The organism is Exiguobacterium sp. s125, from assembly GCF_018618605.1.
Classification (GTDB): domain Bacteria; phylum Bacillota; class Bacilli; order Exiguobacteriales; family Exiguobacteriaceae; genus Exiguobacterium_A; species Exiguobacterium_A oxidotolerans.
Map to the genome: position 1 here is coordinate 1,145,935 of NZ_JACSMI010000001.1, position 13,893 is coordinate 1,159,827.

Annotated in this window: 17 protein-coding genes; 10 read left to right on the forward strand and 7 right to left on the reverse strand. The window is 50.5% G+C overall.

What is annotated here, in order from left to right; translation table 11 throughout:
- Positions 1-3: 3 nt before the first annotated feature.
- Together KNQ05_RS05710 and KNQ05_RS05715 are read right to left on the reverse strand one after the other, a co-directional pair.
- Positions 4-246, reverse strand: a complete 243-nt coding sequence (locus KNQ05_RS05710; RefSeq protein ID WP_214765984.1) for a hypothetical protein — start codon at positions 244-246, stop codon at positions 4-6.
- 268 nt (positions 247-514) lie between these two features.
- Positions 515-694 (reverse strand): hypothetical protein, encoded by a 180-nt coding sequence (locus KNQ05_RS05715; protein WP_088837054.1) that lies wholly within the window; start codon positions 692-694, stop codon positions 515-517.
- Positions 695-764: 70 nt separating this feature from the next.
- Between KNQ05_RS05715 and KNQ05_RS05720 the strand changes: the two genes are divergently transcribed.
- Together KNQ05_RS05720 and KNQ05_RS05725 are read left to right on the forward strand one after the other, a co-directional pair.
- Positions 765-1,301: a hypothetical protein gene (locus tag KNQ05_RS05720; RefSeq protein ID WP_214804657.1), complete on the forward strand. Its 537-nt coding sequence runs from the start codon at positions 765-767 to the stop codon at positions 1,299-1,301.
- A gap of 16 nt (positions 1,302-1,317) precedes the next feature.
- Positions 1,318-1,803, forward strand: coding sequence for an NUDIX hydrolase (locus KNQ05_RS05725; RefSeq protein WP_214804659.1), 486 nt, complete (start codon positions 1,318-1,320; stop codon positions 1,801-1,803).
- A gap of 4 nt (positions 1,804-1,807) precedes the next feature.
- On the opposite strand, the gene KNQ05_RS05730 is transcribed toward KNQ05_RS05725, so the two are convergent.
- On the reverse strand, positions 1,808-2,455 hold the full coding sequence (locus KNQ05_RS05730) for a hypothetical protein (protein WP_214804661.1): 648 nt from the start codon (positions 2,453-2,455) through the stop codon (positions 1,808-1,810).
- A 90-nt stretch (positions 2,456-2,545) separates the two neighbouring features.
- On the opposite strand from KNQ05_RS05730, the gene KNQ05_RS05735 reads away from it, so the two are divergent.
- The 3 genes from KNQ05_RS05735 to KNQ05_RS05745 all read left to right on the forward strand — a co-directional run bounded on the left by KNQ05_RS05735 (position 2,546) and on the right by KNQ05_RS05745 (position 4,192).
- Positions 2,546-2,842 carry a hypothetical protein gene (locus KNQ05_RS05735; RefSeq protein WP_251131961.1) on the forward strand — a complete coding sequence of 99 codons (297 nt, stop codon included), beginning with the start codon at positions 2,546-2,548 and terminating at the stop codon, positions 2,840-2,842.
- A 22-nt stretch (positions 2,843-2,864) separates the two neighbouring features.
- On the forward strand, positions 2,865-3,731 hold the full coding sequence (locus tag KNQ05_RS05740; RefSeq protein ID WP_214804663.1) for an NAD-dependent epimerase/dehydratase family protein: 867 nt from the start codon (positions 2,865-2,867) through the stop codon (positions 3,729-3,731).
- Positions 3,732-3,823: 92 nt separating this feature from the next.
- Entirely contained in the window at positions 3,824-4,192 is a 369-nt protein-coding gene (locus tag KNQ05_RS05745; RefSeq protein WP_214804665.1) for a hypothetical protein, read from the forward strand.
- Position 4,193: 1 nt separating this feature from the next.
- On the opposite strand, the gene KNQ05_RS05750 is transcribed toward KNQ05_RS05745, so the two are convergent.
- Entirely contained in the window at positions 4,194-4,625 is a 432-nt protein-coding gene (locus tag KNQ05_RS05750) for a DUF4362 domain-containing protein (RefSeq protein WP_214804667.1), read from the reverse strand.
- Between the two features lie 49 nt (positions 4,626-4,674).
- Entirely contained in the window at positions 4,675-5,310 is a 636-nt protein-coding gene (locus KNQ05_RS05755) for a hypothetical protein (RefSeq protein WP_214804669.1), read from the reverse strand.
- A gap of 123 nt (positions 5,311-5,433) precedes the next feature.
- Here KNQ05_RS05755 and KNQ05_RS05760 point away from each other — a divergent pair, with 123 nt between their 5' ends.
- From KNQ05_RS05760 to KNQ05_RS05775, 4 genes are all read left to right on the forward strand, one after another.
- Positions 5,434-6,201, forward strand: coding sequence for an SDR family NAD(P)-dependent oxidoreductase (locus tag KNQ05_RS05760; RefSeq protein ID WP_088837043.1), 768 nt, complete (start codon positions 5,434-5,436; stop codon positions 6,199-6,201).
- 79 nt (positions 6,202-6,280) lie between these two features.
- Positions 6,281-7,138, forward strand: coding sequence for an SDR family NAD(P)-dependent oxidoreductase (locus tag KNQ05_RS05765; RefSeq protein ID WP_214803634.1), 858 nt, complete (start codon positions 6,281-6,283; stop codon positions 7,136-7,138).
- A gap of 6 nt (positions 7,139-7,144) precedes the next feature.
- Complete coding sequence (locus KNQ05_RS05770) at positions 7,145-8,191, forward strand: phosphotransferase (protein WP_214769291.1); 1,047 nt, start codon at positions 7,145-7,147, stop codon at positions 8,189-8,191.
- A 583-nt stretch (positions 8,192-8,774) separates the two neighbouring features.
- A complete protein-coding gene (locus tag KNQ05_RS05775; protein WP_029329917.1) occupies positions 8,775-10,190 on the forward strand; it encodes an NAD-dependent succinate-semialdehyde dehydrogenase in 1,416 nt (471 codons plus the stop codon).
- Positions 10,191-10,236: 46 nt separating this feature from the next.
- Here KNQ05_RS05775 and KNQ05_RS05780 read toward each other — a convergent pair whose 3' ends face one another.
- Together KNQ05_RS05780 and KNQ05_RS05785 are read right to left on the reverse strand one after the other, a co-directional pair.
- Positions 10,237-12,249, reverse strand: coding sequence for a Na+/H+ antiporter (locus tag KNQ05_RS05780; RefSeq protein ID WP_214765962.1), 2,013 nt, complete (start codon positions 12,247-12,249; stop codon positions 10,237-10,239).
- An 83-nt stretch (positions 12,250-12,332) separates the two neighbouring features.
- Positions 12,333-13,220, reverse strand: coding sequence for a helix-turn-helix transcriptional regulator (locus KNQ05_RS05785; RefSeq protein WP_214804671.1), 888 nt, complete (start codon positions 13,218-13,220; stop codon positions 12,333-12,335).
- An 85-nt stretch (positions 13,221-13,305) separates the two neighbouring features.
- Here KNQ05_RS05785 and KNQ05_RS05790 point away from each other — a divergent pair, with 85 nt between their 5' ends.
- A complete protein-coding gene (locus KNQ05_RS05790; protein WP_214804673.1) occupies positions 13,306-13,827 on the forward strand; it encodes a dihydrofolate reductase family protein in 522 nt (173 codons plus the stop codon).
- The last annotated feature ends 66 nt before the right edge of the window (positions 13,828-13,893 follow it).

Consider the following 13,893-nt stretch of genomic DNA (forward strand, 5'->3'; position numbering starts at 1 on the left):
TCTTCATCTCAAGAATTGTTGCAACAAAAACACGAGCAGCCATAATAACAGGAGGCCCGTCGTATTGACAGCGATGGTTTTAGACAACGGATTTTTCGACGTGTCCCGAAAACTGAACACGTACAGGACGAACATTGTCACGTACAGGACAAAAAACCACTGCGTGACTATAAAAAGGAGCATTCCGGTAATCGTTACGTTTGTCGCCAGGCGATCTTGTTGTTGATTTTTGATTCTCGCAAACATCTAGTGTCCTCCGTTCTGCATCATCTCACTTTTTCTTTTAGTACATTATCCCTCGTTAAAAAATCCAATTATTCCTTCCGTTTCCTATATTTTATAATTATAATCATATAGAATGCCGTGCCTCATCATCGCTCAAGTCAGGAACATTCATGTTTATCAAACGAAAAGCAATTGATTTAGCCAACAATCATGCCGGTTGCTGTTGTGAGATCCGTTCCATGACTGATTGAAACATCCCGTCTGCTAAAAAAAGACACAACGCTAGAAATTACTGTGTCTTCGGTCCCTTTTGCTTTTTTCCGAGAAATAATAGTGCACACAGCAGGAAGAGCGTTCCTAAACCAGCGCCGACGAGCATCGCGGAGTCAAACAGGTTACTCAGTCCAAGTCCCCCCATGATGACGGCAGCATACAGCAGGAGAAATATGACTGTATAATTTTTCTTCAATTTGCATCAACCTCCTATATCACGAGTATACTCGGACATTCATTCATTTGAATACACGCAGCCTCAAGAAATGGACGTGATTCTAGTCTTTTACCGCAAAATCATCGCCGCCTCACTTGCAGGTTCACTGTTTGCGATCGTACTCGGACTGTTCGTACCGGATCCGAGTGCTGATATCGGTTATTCAATCCTGCGCTATCTCTCGACCGTGATCACCAGTATTCCTGCCTATTTGATGTACAGCTTTCCGGTCATCTTCCTTTATGGTGGGACGACATCGATTTTGAGTGAGACACTCAGTCGATTCATCTACCGAAACCAAGCAAAGAATGCAAAAGAAGTCGTTCTTTCCAGCATACTCCATGTATCGTTCGGTCTCGTTTTTCTTGTCCTCAACCCACTTATCGCTTTCCTCAGCGTGATTGCTGCCGTCCTGTTCTTTACGGTTGATTGTTATTTACAAAGAAGACAAGCGACGTACCGATGGACGCAGGCATTGATGAGTCTTGAAATCCCGCTTGCCGTCTGGATCCTGTTCTCGGGAACCGATTATCTCATAGGTCTGTTCCATTCCCTAATCACCATCTTGCAGCACACTATCAACTGAAAAGGAGTCGTTACATATGTCAGTAACCACCTGCCATCGCGCGTTTGGCGTCTATGGCCTGCTCGTAAAAGACCATCAATTATTAGTCATCAACAAAAACGGCGGTCCGTATATCAACCGCTATGACCTCCCGGGTGGCAGCCTCGAAGACGGTGAAGTATTAGCCGATGCGATGCGCCGCGAGTTCCGCGAAGAGACGGGTCTCGAAATCGAACTCCTCCAAAACATCGGCGTGATTGACTTCAAACTGCCGTGGCTTTGGCAAAGTTTCACCGACGTCCACCACATCGCCGTCTACTACACCGTCAAGGCAATCGGCGGTGCTATCACGGTCCCGGAACAGTTCGACGGACAGGACTCGCTCGGGGCTGTCTGGGTCTCGGAACAGGATGTGACGCCTGACAATGCATCACCGCTCGTCCTCAAAGCCTTCGACTGGATCCGGTCAGCGCAGTTAGGAATCGAGGCAGAAACGTATGATGCCTGGACTGTTTTGAAGTAACATTTTAAAACACTGCTTTCAATTCTTCCCCGCCTTCAAATACCTCACCATCTTCATCCACATATTCGACTTGAATCGTGCCATGCGGGAGGTAGTTGTTTGACTGCAGTGTTGTACTCAAGTTGTTTAAACGCTTTTTGTCAGTCGTTTGTTGCTTGCGGTGAAGGGTGATACTGATGGTCGGTGAAAGTTTCATATCACGATAATCCACCTCGGCACCCGGCTGAAGATTTAACGCCATCACGCTTTCTTCATCAAAATGGACAAGATAATCCGCATCGTTCCCGAACACCGCTCCAACTGACGGCTGGATGACCGCGACCACGTCGGCTGTCCACTGTTCGACGTAATAGGTATCCACAACTTTGTTTGTCGACTGATCGAGATAGACTAAAAACTCAATGCCTGTTTTGCGATCGATGACTTGAGCCGCGTAATCAAATGCTACATGGTTGCCCATGTTATCAAAGTAGACATCTACAACTTCGGCCTCTTTATAATGTTGTTCTAGATAAGCTTCTGCTTGGCGTTTGACGATTTTTTCTTGCTCCTCGTCTGGTTGCATCGACCGGATGAAGAGGACTCCGAGTAATATCGTAGTTACAAATATCAGTCCAAAACCGAATAACATACCTTTTACGAATCGACTCATCTGTCTCCTCCTGTAGTGAGCGTTATATCCATACGAAGCAAAGTTTAACGTGATGCCATTTCTTAGCTAAAGAAAGTGTAGGTGGAATCCTTGAAATACAAAATCCAGTTCTTGTTGGTTAGTTGCCTGACGTCATTCGTTTTATGTGCCTGTTCGGCAGACGACGCCTATGTCATCGTCGACATACAAGGAGATCAGATCTATTTAGGACCGGACGAACAGGACCCGGACGCCTCCTATGCGTTGACAGAAGTCACGGTTGACCGGAAAACACGGATTTATGGCAAGCGGGACAACCAATCCGCTTTAAAGAAACATGACGTCATCCGGTTCGACTATCGGACGGATCAGGAGCCGCTTGTCGAAACGATTGAGCACAGCAATTAACGACAGAAAGAGGGTCATCCTTATGGAGATTACAGGAAAACGGATTCTCGTCACTGGAATCAGCGGGACACTTGGCCCACGGGTCGCCCGCCGTTTTATAGAAGAAGCAACCGAAGTCCGCGGACTCGTCCGGAGCGAAGGACAAGCAGATTATTGCAAACAACTTGGGATTACGCCCGCGTTCGGTGACTTGACGGACGCCGCGGCGCTTGAAACAGCGATGCAGGACATCGACATCGTCGTCCACTGTGCCGCTTACCTCGGCGACGACATCGAACTTGCGGTAGCAGCGAACGTCACCGGAGTCGAACACCTCGCGGCTGCCGCGCTTGACGCGCACGCCTTGTTCATCCACATCTCGACGACTTCCGTTTACGGTGAACCGGCGGGCGGTCTCATAACGGAAGCGATGCCACTGAGCGACGATCATCCGGCACCGTACATCTTGACGAAGGTACGGTCCGAACGGATTTTACAACAGTATGCGGCTGACGGGCTTGACGTCATCATCCTCCGTCCCGGTGCGATCTGCGCCGAAGAAAACTCTTACTGGGGCGACCGTCAAGTCAAACGGATGCAGGAAACAAAAGTTGTCACATGGGTCCATCCGGACGATGTGGTCAACTGGGTCCACGCCGATAATTTGGCGGAGATGGTTCACCTTGCCGTCCGGCGCGCAACACCGGGAGATATCTTTCATGCAGTCGACACCAACATCCCCGAGACCGAATTTCGGATGCAACTGATAAAGGCGTCCGGTAAACCCTATCAGGTGCCGGACCGGTCGGTTGAACGCCCTCTCTACACAACGGATAAAATTAGGACGCTCGGCTACACACCTGTTCGTTCGTTTTCGGAGACGATGCAGCGATTGATTGAGTTCTTTTAAAGGAAAAACAGGATTTAAAAAACTAACCTTTGATTTTACCATATAACTGTAAGAAACCAATCATCGATTCTTAAGAAACGAGGTATCACTTTATGAAACGTATTCTCTCACTTGCCCTCGTAGTCAGTCTCATCCCGTTAAGCGGCTGTTCCGACGACACGACACGTGTTTCGACGACTGATACAATCGCCGCAGAAGCCCGTCAAAATAAAGATGCCGACTTAATCCGAATCAAAGACCGTGTTTACCAGCTATCCGATGCACCCGTGACGCTTACACAGGCAGACGTCAAATCGTTTGCGACCGTCACGAAACAATTGACCGCAAACGAGCCCTTAGCGGAAGGGATGGCGACAGACTGGCCGGCAGGAACGAAACTGTACCGGGGCGACACGACGGGTGTTCTCTACATTTTCGAAAAAAATCAAGCGTACTTGTATGAAGCGATTCCGGAAGGCTGATTTACTTTCCGAGTTCTGCTGCCGTCGCTTCGAGTAACGGATGATCTTCTCCTTCCGCACAATCCGTCAACAGATAGACGTGCGTTTCACCTGTTTGGTCTTTTTTCAACGCTTGACAGTTTTCCCCGTCCCGGTCGTCCGCTTGGCTGCCGAACTCATCCTGCGACGAATCAAGTGAATAACTGAACTGTTTTCCGTCATACGTGACGTCCTGAAAAATCGGGTCACCTTCTGTTGTATAGGAAGTGATCCGGATGCTGTCCTCGCCTTTTTGATCGACTTGATTCAAAAATGTCTGGAACCGCTCCACATTCTCACGACTTGGCGTCGTTACAATATCACCATTTTCGATTGCTTGTTCAATCGGATAACTTTTTCCACATCCGACAAGAACGACTACCAAAACAAGACCTACCCATCGTTGCTTCACCATTTGTCTGCCTCCTACCATAATAAGCTGTCACCACGCACAGTACCGTGCGTTAATTTTCTGGATGACGCCGCAACTGTTGCCGTAGTATATCGACGTCTGCCTGTTTAAATAATGTCTCATCCTGTTCCCCGTACCGTACGAGATGATAGAGCACCGGATCAACTGTCAGCCCAATCCGCTCTAACCATTCCTTCATCGTCTCTTCCGGTCGACGCCTAGATGAAGCGGGAAGGCGCTGGTCAAACATCTGAATCAATCGACGGACTTCAGAGGCATTGTTTGATTGGTAAGAATGTGTATCATTACTCGGCGACGTTGACGGTTTTGGTAAGATGTTCAGCTCCTCTTCAAAAGAGGTATCACCACTTTGTTTTACCGTTCGTTTGTTCCGTTTCCTCTTCAACACAGACGCCAGTAAAATCAACAGCCCGATCGTCACGATGGCGCCGACTGAAGCGAGTGCTTTCGGAAATGTCACATCAACAAAATGAGGCATCGGACCAGCGGGAAAAGGTTTCCCCCTCAAATCTGGTGAGCCGAGTGGCTTACGTGGTTTGATGTTGTACTTAAACGCATAGTCAGCCGGTTCATGAATATATGTCGTGTAGAGATACTGCCCGAAGACTTGAAAAGAGGCTGCTAAAAAACAAACGACCAAAATAGCTATCCCTACTTTCCGTTTCATCTCATCCCTCCTTTTTTCCCAAATAATAACATTAAAATTAAGTGCTTACAGCATTTTTCTTTCTTTTCAGTCAATTTAGACGTACAGTAAAGACAGACTTTTTTTAAGATAGGATGTGGCTAGATGTACTTACCGACGTTTCGACTTGATCAAACAACAGCCCTCGTGACCGGAGCCGGACGCGGCATCGGACGGGCGCTTGCCATCGGGATGGCAGAAGCTGGTGCTGACGTCATTCTCGTCGCCCGGACGGAAGCTGATTTACGGGAGACGGCAAGCCGGATTGAAGCACTCGGACGACAGGCGTTCGTCCTGACGTGTGACGTGACCGACCGGACGCAAGTCGTCGCGACGATCGAAAAAGCCTATACGCTCGTCGACCGGATCGATACGCTCGTCAACAATGCCGGGATGAACATCCGCTCGAAAGCGCTCGACGTCACGGAAGACGAATGGGAGACGATTCAACAGACGAACTTAAAGTCGGCCTTCCTGTTTTCGCAGGAAGTCGGACGCCGGATGCAGGACACGGGTGGCAACATCATCAACATCGCCTCGGTCGCAGGTCACGTCGCTTTGCGGACCGGTGTCGTCTATGCGACGACGAAGGCGGCCTTGATTCAGATGACGAAAGTCCTCGCCCTCGAATGGGGTCCGAAAAATATCCGCGTCAACGCGATTGGTCCGTGGTATTTCAAGACGCCGCTGACGGAGCCGTTACTGGCCGATCCGGCGTACTTAAAAGACATCGTCGACGTGACACCGCTCGGTCGGGTCGGTGAACTGACGGAACTCGTCGGTCCGACGGTCTTCCTCGCGTCCGATGCCGGATCGTACATCACCGGTCAGACACTGTTCGTCGACGGCGGGATGACGATTAAAGGATTTTAAGTACAACGAAGCAACAGGGACTTCCGAGCGTCATGGAAAGTCCCTGTTTGATGTATTACATATTTGATCGGAGGACTTCATGAAAGCATGGATTGGAAAAATCGCAGTCGTCACCGGTGCGTCACGCGGCGCCGGACGCGGGATTGCTTACGAACTCGGGCAAACCGGGGCAACGGTTTATGTGACCGGGCGCAGTACACAGAACGGGACGACCGACAATCGTCCGGAAACGATTGAAGAGACGGCCGCCGGTGTCACGGCTCGCGGTGGCCACGGAATTGCGGTCCGCTGTGACCATACGGATCCGGATGATGTTGCCCGATTGTTTCAACAGATTCAAGCGCAACACGGTCGGATTGATCTGCTCGTCAACAGTGTGTTCGGTGGTTCGGAAGCTTCGCTTCCTCCCGGACAGGGCAAACGGTTTTGGGAACGTCCGCCGGAACACTGGGACGCGATGATGGTCGCTGGACCAAAAGCCTATTTGCTGACGACACGGGCCGCTGTTCCGTTGCTTGAACAAAGTCCGGCAGCATTGATTGTCAACTTGACGTCGTTCAGTCCGAATCAAGCCGCCGGAAACCTGTATTATGATTTGGCGATGCAGTCGATCAACCGGATGACGGTTGTCATGGGTCAGGAACTTCAAGCGTCTCGAATCGCTGCCGTCGCCCTGTGTCCCGGTTTCATGCGGACCGAACGAGTCGTGGACGCAGGATTCGGCAGTGATGCGACCGAAACAACCGCTTACGTCGGCCGGGCCGTCGCCGCACTCATGAGTGATTCGACCGTGATGCACCGGACCGGTCAAGCCTTGTTCGTGTCTGACCTCGCCCGTGACTACGGCTTTACGGATCGGGATGGAACGCAACCGGCATCGTTTCAGCTTTCAGATGAACATTCCACATCTGCACCAACTGTCCGCAGAAAGGACTAAGCATGTATGTATCCAAGAAACGATTACCCCTTGATCGAACAAGCAGTCAAAAGTTTCGGTCTCGTTTTTCACTCACTGGAAGTCCACCCTAACACATTAACGACACACGGCAAACATGGCGATAAACACTACAAAATCTTGATTGATGGTCAATCCTATTCGATTCGTCTGTTACCAGAACAGCGTTATGCCGAATCTGCCCTGTCCCACTCTACACCGGATTTACTTACAGAACAGTTGCGATATACCGATTATTTGCGGGCAAATGGCATCCCGTTCATGAAACGCGTGCAACCAATACATGAGGGACTTTTCACGACAATCCGCGATTCAACCGGAAAGGAGTGGACATGTTGCCTATTTCACTGGCTTGACGGTCATCACGTGACTGTCAATACGATGCATTCCGCTGCTCAAATTGGAACATTAGCCCGTCAAGTGCATGATTTGTCACGCAACTATCAAGGGTTTCACTTTCCATTCGTCGACCATACGGTGGCCTATCAGCGTTGGTTCCATGATTTGCAAGAGCTTTCGTTTTCATCGATGCCGGAATCGGTCCGGGATTCGTTTCAGGAGTATCTGAGTCTTGTCCAACAAAAGATCGATACCGCGAGACCTACCAATCATTCTTCTTCTCAATCGGTCATCTCGACCGACTTGAATTCGCTCAACGTCTTATGGGACACCACTCAACAAATCGTCGGAATTGTCGACCATGAACATATCGGCGCAACGGACCGCGTGCAAAATTTGGCCTGGCTGATCAAATGGTATACCCGGACAGAAGGCATCGCGTCGCATGATGTGTCCGGTCATTTAGCGAAAAGTTTACTTTCCCACTACAACTCCCAGACCGTTCTCGTGCCGGAAGATGATCCGCGACTGGCTTCCTTGCTTTGGCTCTCGGGCTGCTTCAATTTACATTTCGTCGAACAGACGACACATTTGTTGCAAGAAGCCGGGCAACATTCAGAACAATATAATCCGCTGCAGCTTCACTTGGAGACATATCTTCTTCGGGGTGAGCGACTGACCGGTCTGCTAAGCTAAAAAGAAACAAGTCACAGGACTTGTTTCTTCAGTGTGTAAACAAACTTTGAACATGCGATATCGAGAGGCAATCCGTTCGCGCCTCCCTATCTCACCTCGTCTTTAAAGCGATGCAAGACAGATTGCGCGCTAAACCGCCTGCATGCCTGGATTTCATTCACGGCATGCCCTAAGGAGCGTCACGTTTCGTTGACTCCTACGGGAAAAAGTGCGTGTTTAGCGCACTTTTCAGAGGAAGGCAAGACCCTGCTCCTTGTACGTGAGGACAAAGGAGCAACGGCTTGCGCCTCGCCCGAGGAAAGCAACGAAAACAGACGCTTGATCTCCCAGGTAGCACGTTGTCTTCAGACCACACGGAACGGGCTGACAATATTGGATTTTTCAGGCGGTATTCGGCAATCGGCTTAAAGTGAATGTTCAGTGTCTTCTCACGAAATCTGACTTGAATCAATCCATTATTGAAAATCGTAGTTTTCCTAGGTCATTCCATTCCGTTATGTCCCCCCTCCAAAGCGGAAGTACACAAATGCGCCTTCCGGGTGTTTAATTAGGGACGTAATGAAAACACATGGAGGTGCAACACATGATTGAAAAAAATGTAGTGAACGGACAATGGTACGAAACAGAACAAACGATTCCGGTCTTTAACCCGGCAACAAAAGAATTACTCGGGCATGTCCCAAGCAGTTCGGCAGATGACGCTCTACGGGCAGTCGACGCGGCGAGCGATGCCTTCGTCACCTGGTCAAGCTTAACGGCGGATGCGCGTGCCGATAAAATCGATGCCTGGTACCGCCTGATCAATGAACACCGCGACGAAGTCGCTGACATCATGACACGCGAACAAGGGAAACCGTTTGTCGAAGCACTCGGTGAAGTCGATTACGGCAATCAATATGTCCGCTGGTATGCAGAAGAAGCACGCCGGATTTACGGGGAAACAATTCCGGCATCGGTTCCGGGTAAACGCCTGTTCGTCGAAAAAGAACCGGTCGGCGTCGTCGCTGCGATCACGCCGTGGAACTTCCCCGCTGCGATGATCACACGAAAACTCGCCCCGGCTCTCGCAGCCGGTTGTACGGTCGTCTTAAAGCCGTCGGAAGAAACACCTTTCACAGCTCTTCGCCTCGTCGAACTTGCTGAAGAAGCAGGCATCCCGGCTGGTGTCATCAACGTCTTGACAGGTGACGCCGCAACAATCAGCGGTGTCTGGCAAGCCGAACGCCGTGTTCGCAAAATCACGTTCACCGGCTCTACTGCCGTCGGTAAATTGATCATGCGCCAGGCAGCCGATACGATGAAAAAACTATCACTTGAACTCGGGGGTCATGCACCGTTCATCGTCACGGAAAACGCGGACATCGACAAAGCCGTCACACAAGCAATCCGCTCGAAATTCCGCAACGGTGGCCAGGCCTGCGTCGCAACGAACCGCTTTTACGTCCAAGCCTCTGTGCTCGACGCGTTCACGGAGAAGTTCGTCGCGGAAGTGAACAAACTAAAAGTCGGGAACGGTCTTGACGCCGATTCAACGATCGGACCCTTGATTAACGCAAAAGCCGTCGAGAAAGTCAAAGCACACATCGACGACGCGGTTGCGAAAGGTGCCACGATCTTAACAGGCGGTACGATCGATGACTCGGTCGGTTACTTCGTTACACCGACAGTTCTCGCGAACGTCACGGAAGACATGATTTGTATGCAGGAAGAAACATTTGGTCCGCTCGCACCGATTTCGGTCTTCGAGACACTTGACGAAGTCATCGAACGGGCGAACAACACACCCTACGGTCTTGCGGCATATGCGTTTTCTGAACGGATCGATGAAGCGCTCCTGCTCGGTAAAAAACTCGAGTACGGCATCGTCGGCTTAAATGACGGCGCCCCGTCTGCTGCCCAAGCACCATTCGGCGGCTACAAAGAAAGTGGACTCGGTCGTGAAGGCGGCGTCTACGGCATCGAGGATTACCTCGAAGTCAAATACTTGTCACTCGGTTAAACCAAAAAGTCCCGCTTCTGAACCATCAGAGGCGGGACTTTTTTAATTAATCGACATATTCATAGAGAACGACGCTTTCGATGTAGTGGATGAAACGGCGCAACTCTTTTTCTTTTTCCGAAGAAAGGTCCCCTTCCTTCGACATTTCGGCAATTTCTTGACGCTGGACTTCGATCGCCCGTAAGCACAGTTCTTCTTTTTGCTGTTCGACGTCGCCCTTACTGCCGACCGGTGACGCCCACTGCGTATGTTTACCGCGGAGGCGGAAGTAATGTCCTTTGACGCTTTGGACGACTTCCGTCGGATACTTGTCGCGGCACGTCTCGAGCCGGTCGATGATGTCGCCGATGACATGTTCATAGAGGGCATGTTCCATCTCCGTCAGACGAATCAATTCATCCGGTGACAACGTGAACCGTTTACGTTTTCGCATCAGCTTCCGTAATGGCTGATAGAGCCGGACCGTCGATTCGGAATGAATCGCCCGGCGCCGGTGTTCAATCGAGGCAACCGTTTCTTTTTTCAATAAATCCGGCACGTCATGGTTCTTAAAGAACGCTTTGACGAATTCCGTTTCCCACGCGACGGCTTCAAGGCGCAGTTCCTTCAACTGTTCGTTGTAGACGTTGAGTTCCTGTTCGCTCTTCTCTTCGGCACGCAACAACCGCAACATGACATGGTATTCGTTCAGCAGGTCAAACGCGACCGGGGAATTATCGGAATTCGTCGCCTGTTTGACTTCCTGAATCGCCCGTAACATCATTCGTTGCTTTTGGGCATTCAATCCGAAGTCCGTTTGACTGACCGTCTCTTTTTGACTCAACAACGGTAAGGCAATCGTCGCGAGCACTAACGTAAAGATGATGACGCCCGCCGCGAGGAAGATGATCAACGACCGTTCCGGGAACGCAACACCAGCATCCGTCAAAAACGGCAGCGATAACACACCGACCATCGTGATTGTCCCGCGCACGCCGACGAGCGTCGTGATTAAGTCGCGCTTGAACGAAGGTGGCCGTTGCTCCTCTTTACGAAGAAAGCGATGATCAAACCAATTAAAGAACAGTGTCCAGACTAAGCGGATCCCGAGGATGACAAGACCGATTAAGCTGACGTACCCGAGTAGGCGCCAGTTGTTGATGGCGTCATCAATGAAGATGGCCTGCGTCGCTCCGGGCAACGTCAAACCAAGCAATAAGAAAATGACCCCGTTCAAGATATAGGCAATCATCGTCCAAATGTTATCCGTCAAGACTTGTTCCTGGGCAAAGAACGTCTCCGTCCGTTCCTTAATCAAGGCATGAAGTAAACCACCGGCGACGACGGCGATGACGCCAGACGCATGAAGCAGTTCTTCCGAGACGAAAAAGATGATGAACGGCGTCAAGATTTGCAGGAGGGCATAAAAGACGACGTCATCAATTCCTGACCGGCGGAGCCGGATCTTCAGCCAGTTCATCACGACGATGATGACAAGGCCGACGACGGCACCGACAGCAAACATATAAACGAATTCAAACGAAGCTTCACGTAAAGAGAAATAGCCTGTCATGACGGCCGTGACGGCATAACTAAAGGCGACGAGTCCCGACGCATCGTTAATCAACGATTCTCCCCGGACAAGATTTAAAATCGGTTCCGGAAGCCGGACACGTTTTGCGATCCCGTTGACCGCGACCGGGTCAGTCGGTGATAAAATCGCGGCTAACGCAAAGGCGGCAGCGAGCGGAATGACCGGCAACATCCAGTGGATGAAGTATCCGCCGATCACGGTCGTCAATAAGACGAGCACGATGGCGTTGCCGAGGATCGCCCCGCGCATCTTCCACAGTTGTTCCCGCGGAAAATGCGAGCTGTCGTTGTACAGTAAGGGAGCGATGAACAACAGTAAAAACCATTCCGATTCGACTTCAATCGACAGTTCTTTGATTGATAAAGCAACGAGCGTACCGACGATGATTTGAATCAGGGCCGTCGGAATAAAACGGATGTAATGTCCGATGACGTTCGTCAACAAAATTAAAGCCAGTAACAATAAAATCAATGATAACGTTTCCATAGTAAATCACTTCCATTCTTTCACTTTTCTCTAGTTTTATCGTACCATAATTTCTTGCTGGCATAGGAGAATCACTCCTTTTTTCAGGCATCATAGGACGCGAGCAGGTCCCTTGCCTGTTTCAGGATTTCTTCCTTTAGTGTTGACGGTTCAAGGACTTTTACGTTTTCGCCCAGTCCAAACAACTGCCGTCCGAGAAACGGTAACTCGGTAACCGGAACAGACCACGTCCGCTGTGCGTTCAGTGGTAAAATCCCTTCAAGCAACCGTTCCCCGAGTGACGTCATTTCCAGTCGGATCGTCACCTGTTCACCTGACTTCACCTGACATTCTGCCTCCTCGAACGTCAGCTGTTCGGACGAAATGGTCGTCGGTAAGACCTGCTCCATCCGGTCGACCCGGTACTGCCGCAGTCCCCGGTCAGTCTGGGCGAGCAGATACCAGCGATTGCGTTCAAACGTTAAACCGATCGGATCCATCAAAATCGTCCGTCGTCCGCTTGTCGTCCGGTAAGTGATTTCCCCTTTGACTTCCGCTTCCAACAATCGCAACACGTCTCGCGTCAACGGAGACGGCGGCGTATCGGGTCGGGCAAAACGGACCCGTCCTTTCAGGCGGTCCATCTTCGCTTCAAGGTCCGGCGGCAGTTCATGGAGATACCATTCAGCAAGATCCCCCCGTAACGGACCGAACGGCAGATCGGGAATTTGACCGACCCAGTCGAGCATTAAAAACAAAGTGATCGCTTCCTGTTCCCGTAAGGCAAGTGGCGGCAGCAAACGGTTCGGCAGGACCCGGTATCCGCCCTCTGCTCCCCGCTCGCTGTAAATCGGATATCCGTTTGCTTCAAGTTCGAGTACGTCCCGTTGAATCGTCCGTAACGAGACGCCGCACGATTCCGCCAGTTCCCGCGCCGTCAACAGCTGTTGCCGATTAAGCAGACGCATCAGTTTCAAATGGCGACCTTTCATACAAAATCCCCTCTCTAATTACGACATCTTTTGTCATAATTATAGCGTAGACTAGAGATAGATCGAACAAAAGGAGGAGTTATTGATGACTAAAATCGTTTTATATATCGCCTGCAGTTTAGACGGAAAGATTGCCCGATCAAATGATTCGCTCGATTGGCTGTTCGCTGTCGAAGGGGACGGTGATAATGGGTACGCGGCGTTCATGGAAGATGTCGATGCCGTCATCATGGGTCGAAAAACCTTTGACGAAGTCTTGGTCCTCAGTGAGGACTATCCGTACAGTGGACTCGAGAACTACGTGTTGACCCGGCAGAACGATCAACAGTCCGAATACGCGACCTACACGAATGAGCCACTCGATGTGTTGATTGACCGGATTAGTCCGACCATCAACGGCAAGATTTGGCTCGTCGGCGGCGGCGAGTTGATTCAAGAAGCCTTACGGTTACAATTGATTGATCAGCTCGAACTGGCGATCGCGCCTGTCGTCCTCGGCAGCGGGATTCCACTGTTTCCGGAAGGGACGCTTGAGACACGGTTCCGGCTGACCGGCTGTCGTCCGTCCGGTCAGTTCATCATGGCGACGTATGATGTCTTGAAGTGACGTTCCACGCAGACAAAAAACACCTTTGAAACGCTGCAGGCAAAGGTGTTTTTTGTTCTACTTTGT

Coding starts and splice junctions, on each gene's coding strand:
- KNQ05_RS05745 (WP_214804665.1), top strand. CDS start 3,824: ATGAAACGTATTCTCTCACTTGCCCTCGTAGTCAGTCTCATCCCGTTA.
- KNQ05_RS05785 (WP_214804671.1), bottom strand. CDS start 13,220: ATGAAAGGTCGCCATTTGAAACTGATGCGTCTGCTTAATCGGCAACAG.
- KNQ05_RS05790 (WP_214804673.1), top strand. CDS start 13,306: ATGACTAAAATCGTTTTATATATCGCCTGCAGTTTAGACGGAAAGATT.
- KNQ05_RS05780 (WP_214765962.1), bottom strand. CDS start 12,249: ATGGAAACGTTATCATTGATTTTATTGTTACTGGCTTTAATTTTGTTG.
- KNQ05_RS05770 (WP_214769291.1), top strand. CDS start 7,145: ATGTATCCAAGAAACGATTACCCCTTGATCGAACAAGCAGTCAAAAGT.
- KNQ05_RS05710 (WP_214765984.1), bottom strand. CDS start 246: ATGTTTGCGAGAATCAAAAATCAACAACAAGATCGCCTGGCGACAAAC.
- KNQ05_RS05720 (WP_214804657.1), top strand. CDS start 765: ATGGACGTGATTCTAGTCTTTTACCGCAAAATCATCGCCGCCTCACTT.
- KNQ05_RS05765 (WP_214803634.1), top strand. CDS start 6,281: ATGAAAGCATGGATTGGAAAAATCGCAGTCGTCACCGGTGCGTCACGC.
- KNQ05_RS05775 (WP_029329917.1), top strand. CDS start 8,775: ATGATTGAAAAAAATGTAGTGAACGGACAATGGTACGAAACAGAACAA.
- KNQ05_RS05730 (WP_214804661.1), bottom strand. CDS start 2,455: ATGAGTCGATTCGTAAAAGGTATGTTATTCGGTTTTGGACTGATATTT.
- KNQ05_RS05725 (WP_214804659.1), top strand. CDS start 1,318: ATGTCAGTAACCACCTGCCATCGCGCGTTTGGCGTCTATGGCCTGCTC.
- KNQ05_RS05750 (WP_214804667.1), bottom strand. CDS start 4,625: ATGGTGAAGCAACGATGGGTAGGTCTTGTTTTGGTAGTCGTTCTTGTC.
- KNQ05_RS05740 (WP_214804663.1), top strand. CDS start 2,865: ATGGAGATTACAGGAAAACGGATTCTCGTCACTGGAATCAGCGGGACA.
- KNQ05_RS05755 (WP_214804669.1), bottom strand. CDS start 5,310: ATGAAACGGAAAGTAGGGATAGCTATTTTGGTCGTTTGTTTTTTAGCA.
- KNQ05_RS05760 (WP_088837043.1), top strand. CDS start 5,434: ATGTACTTACCGACGTTTCGACTTGATCAAACAACAGCCCTCGTGACC.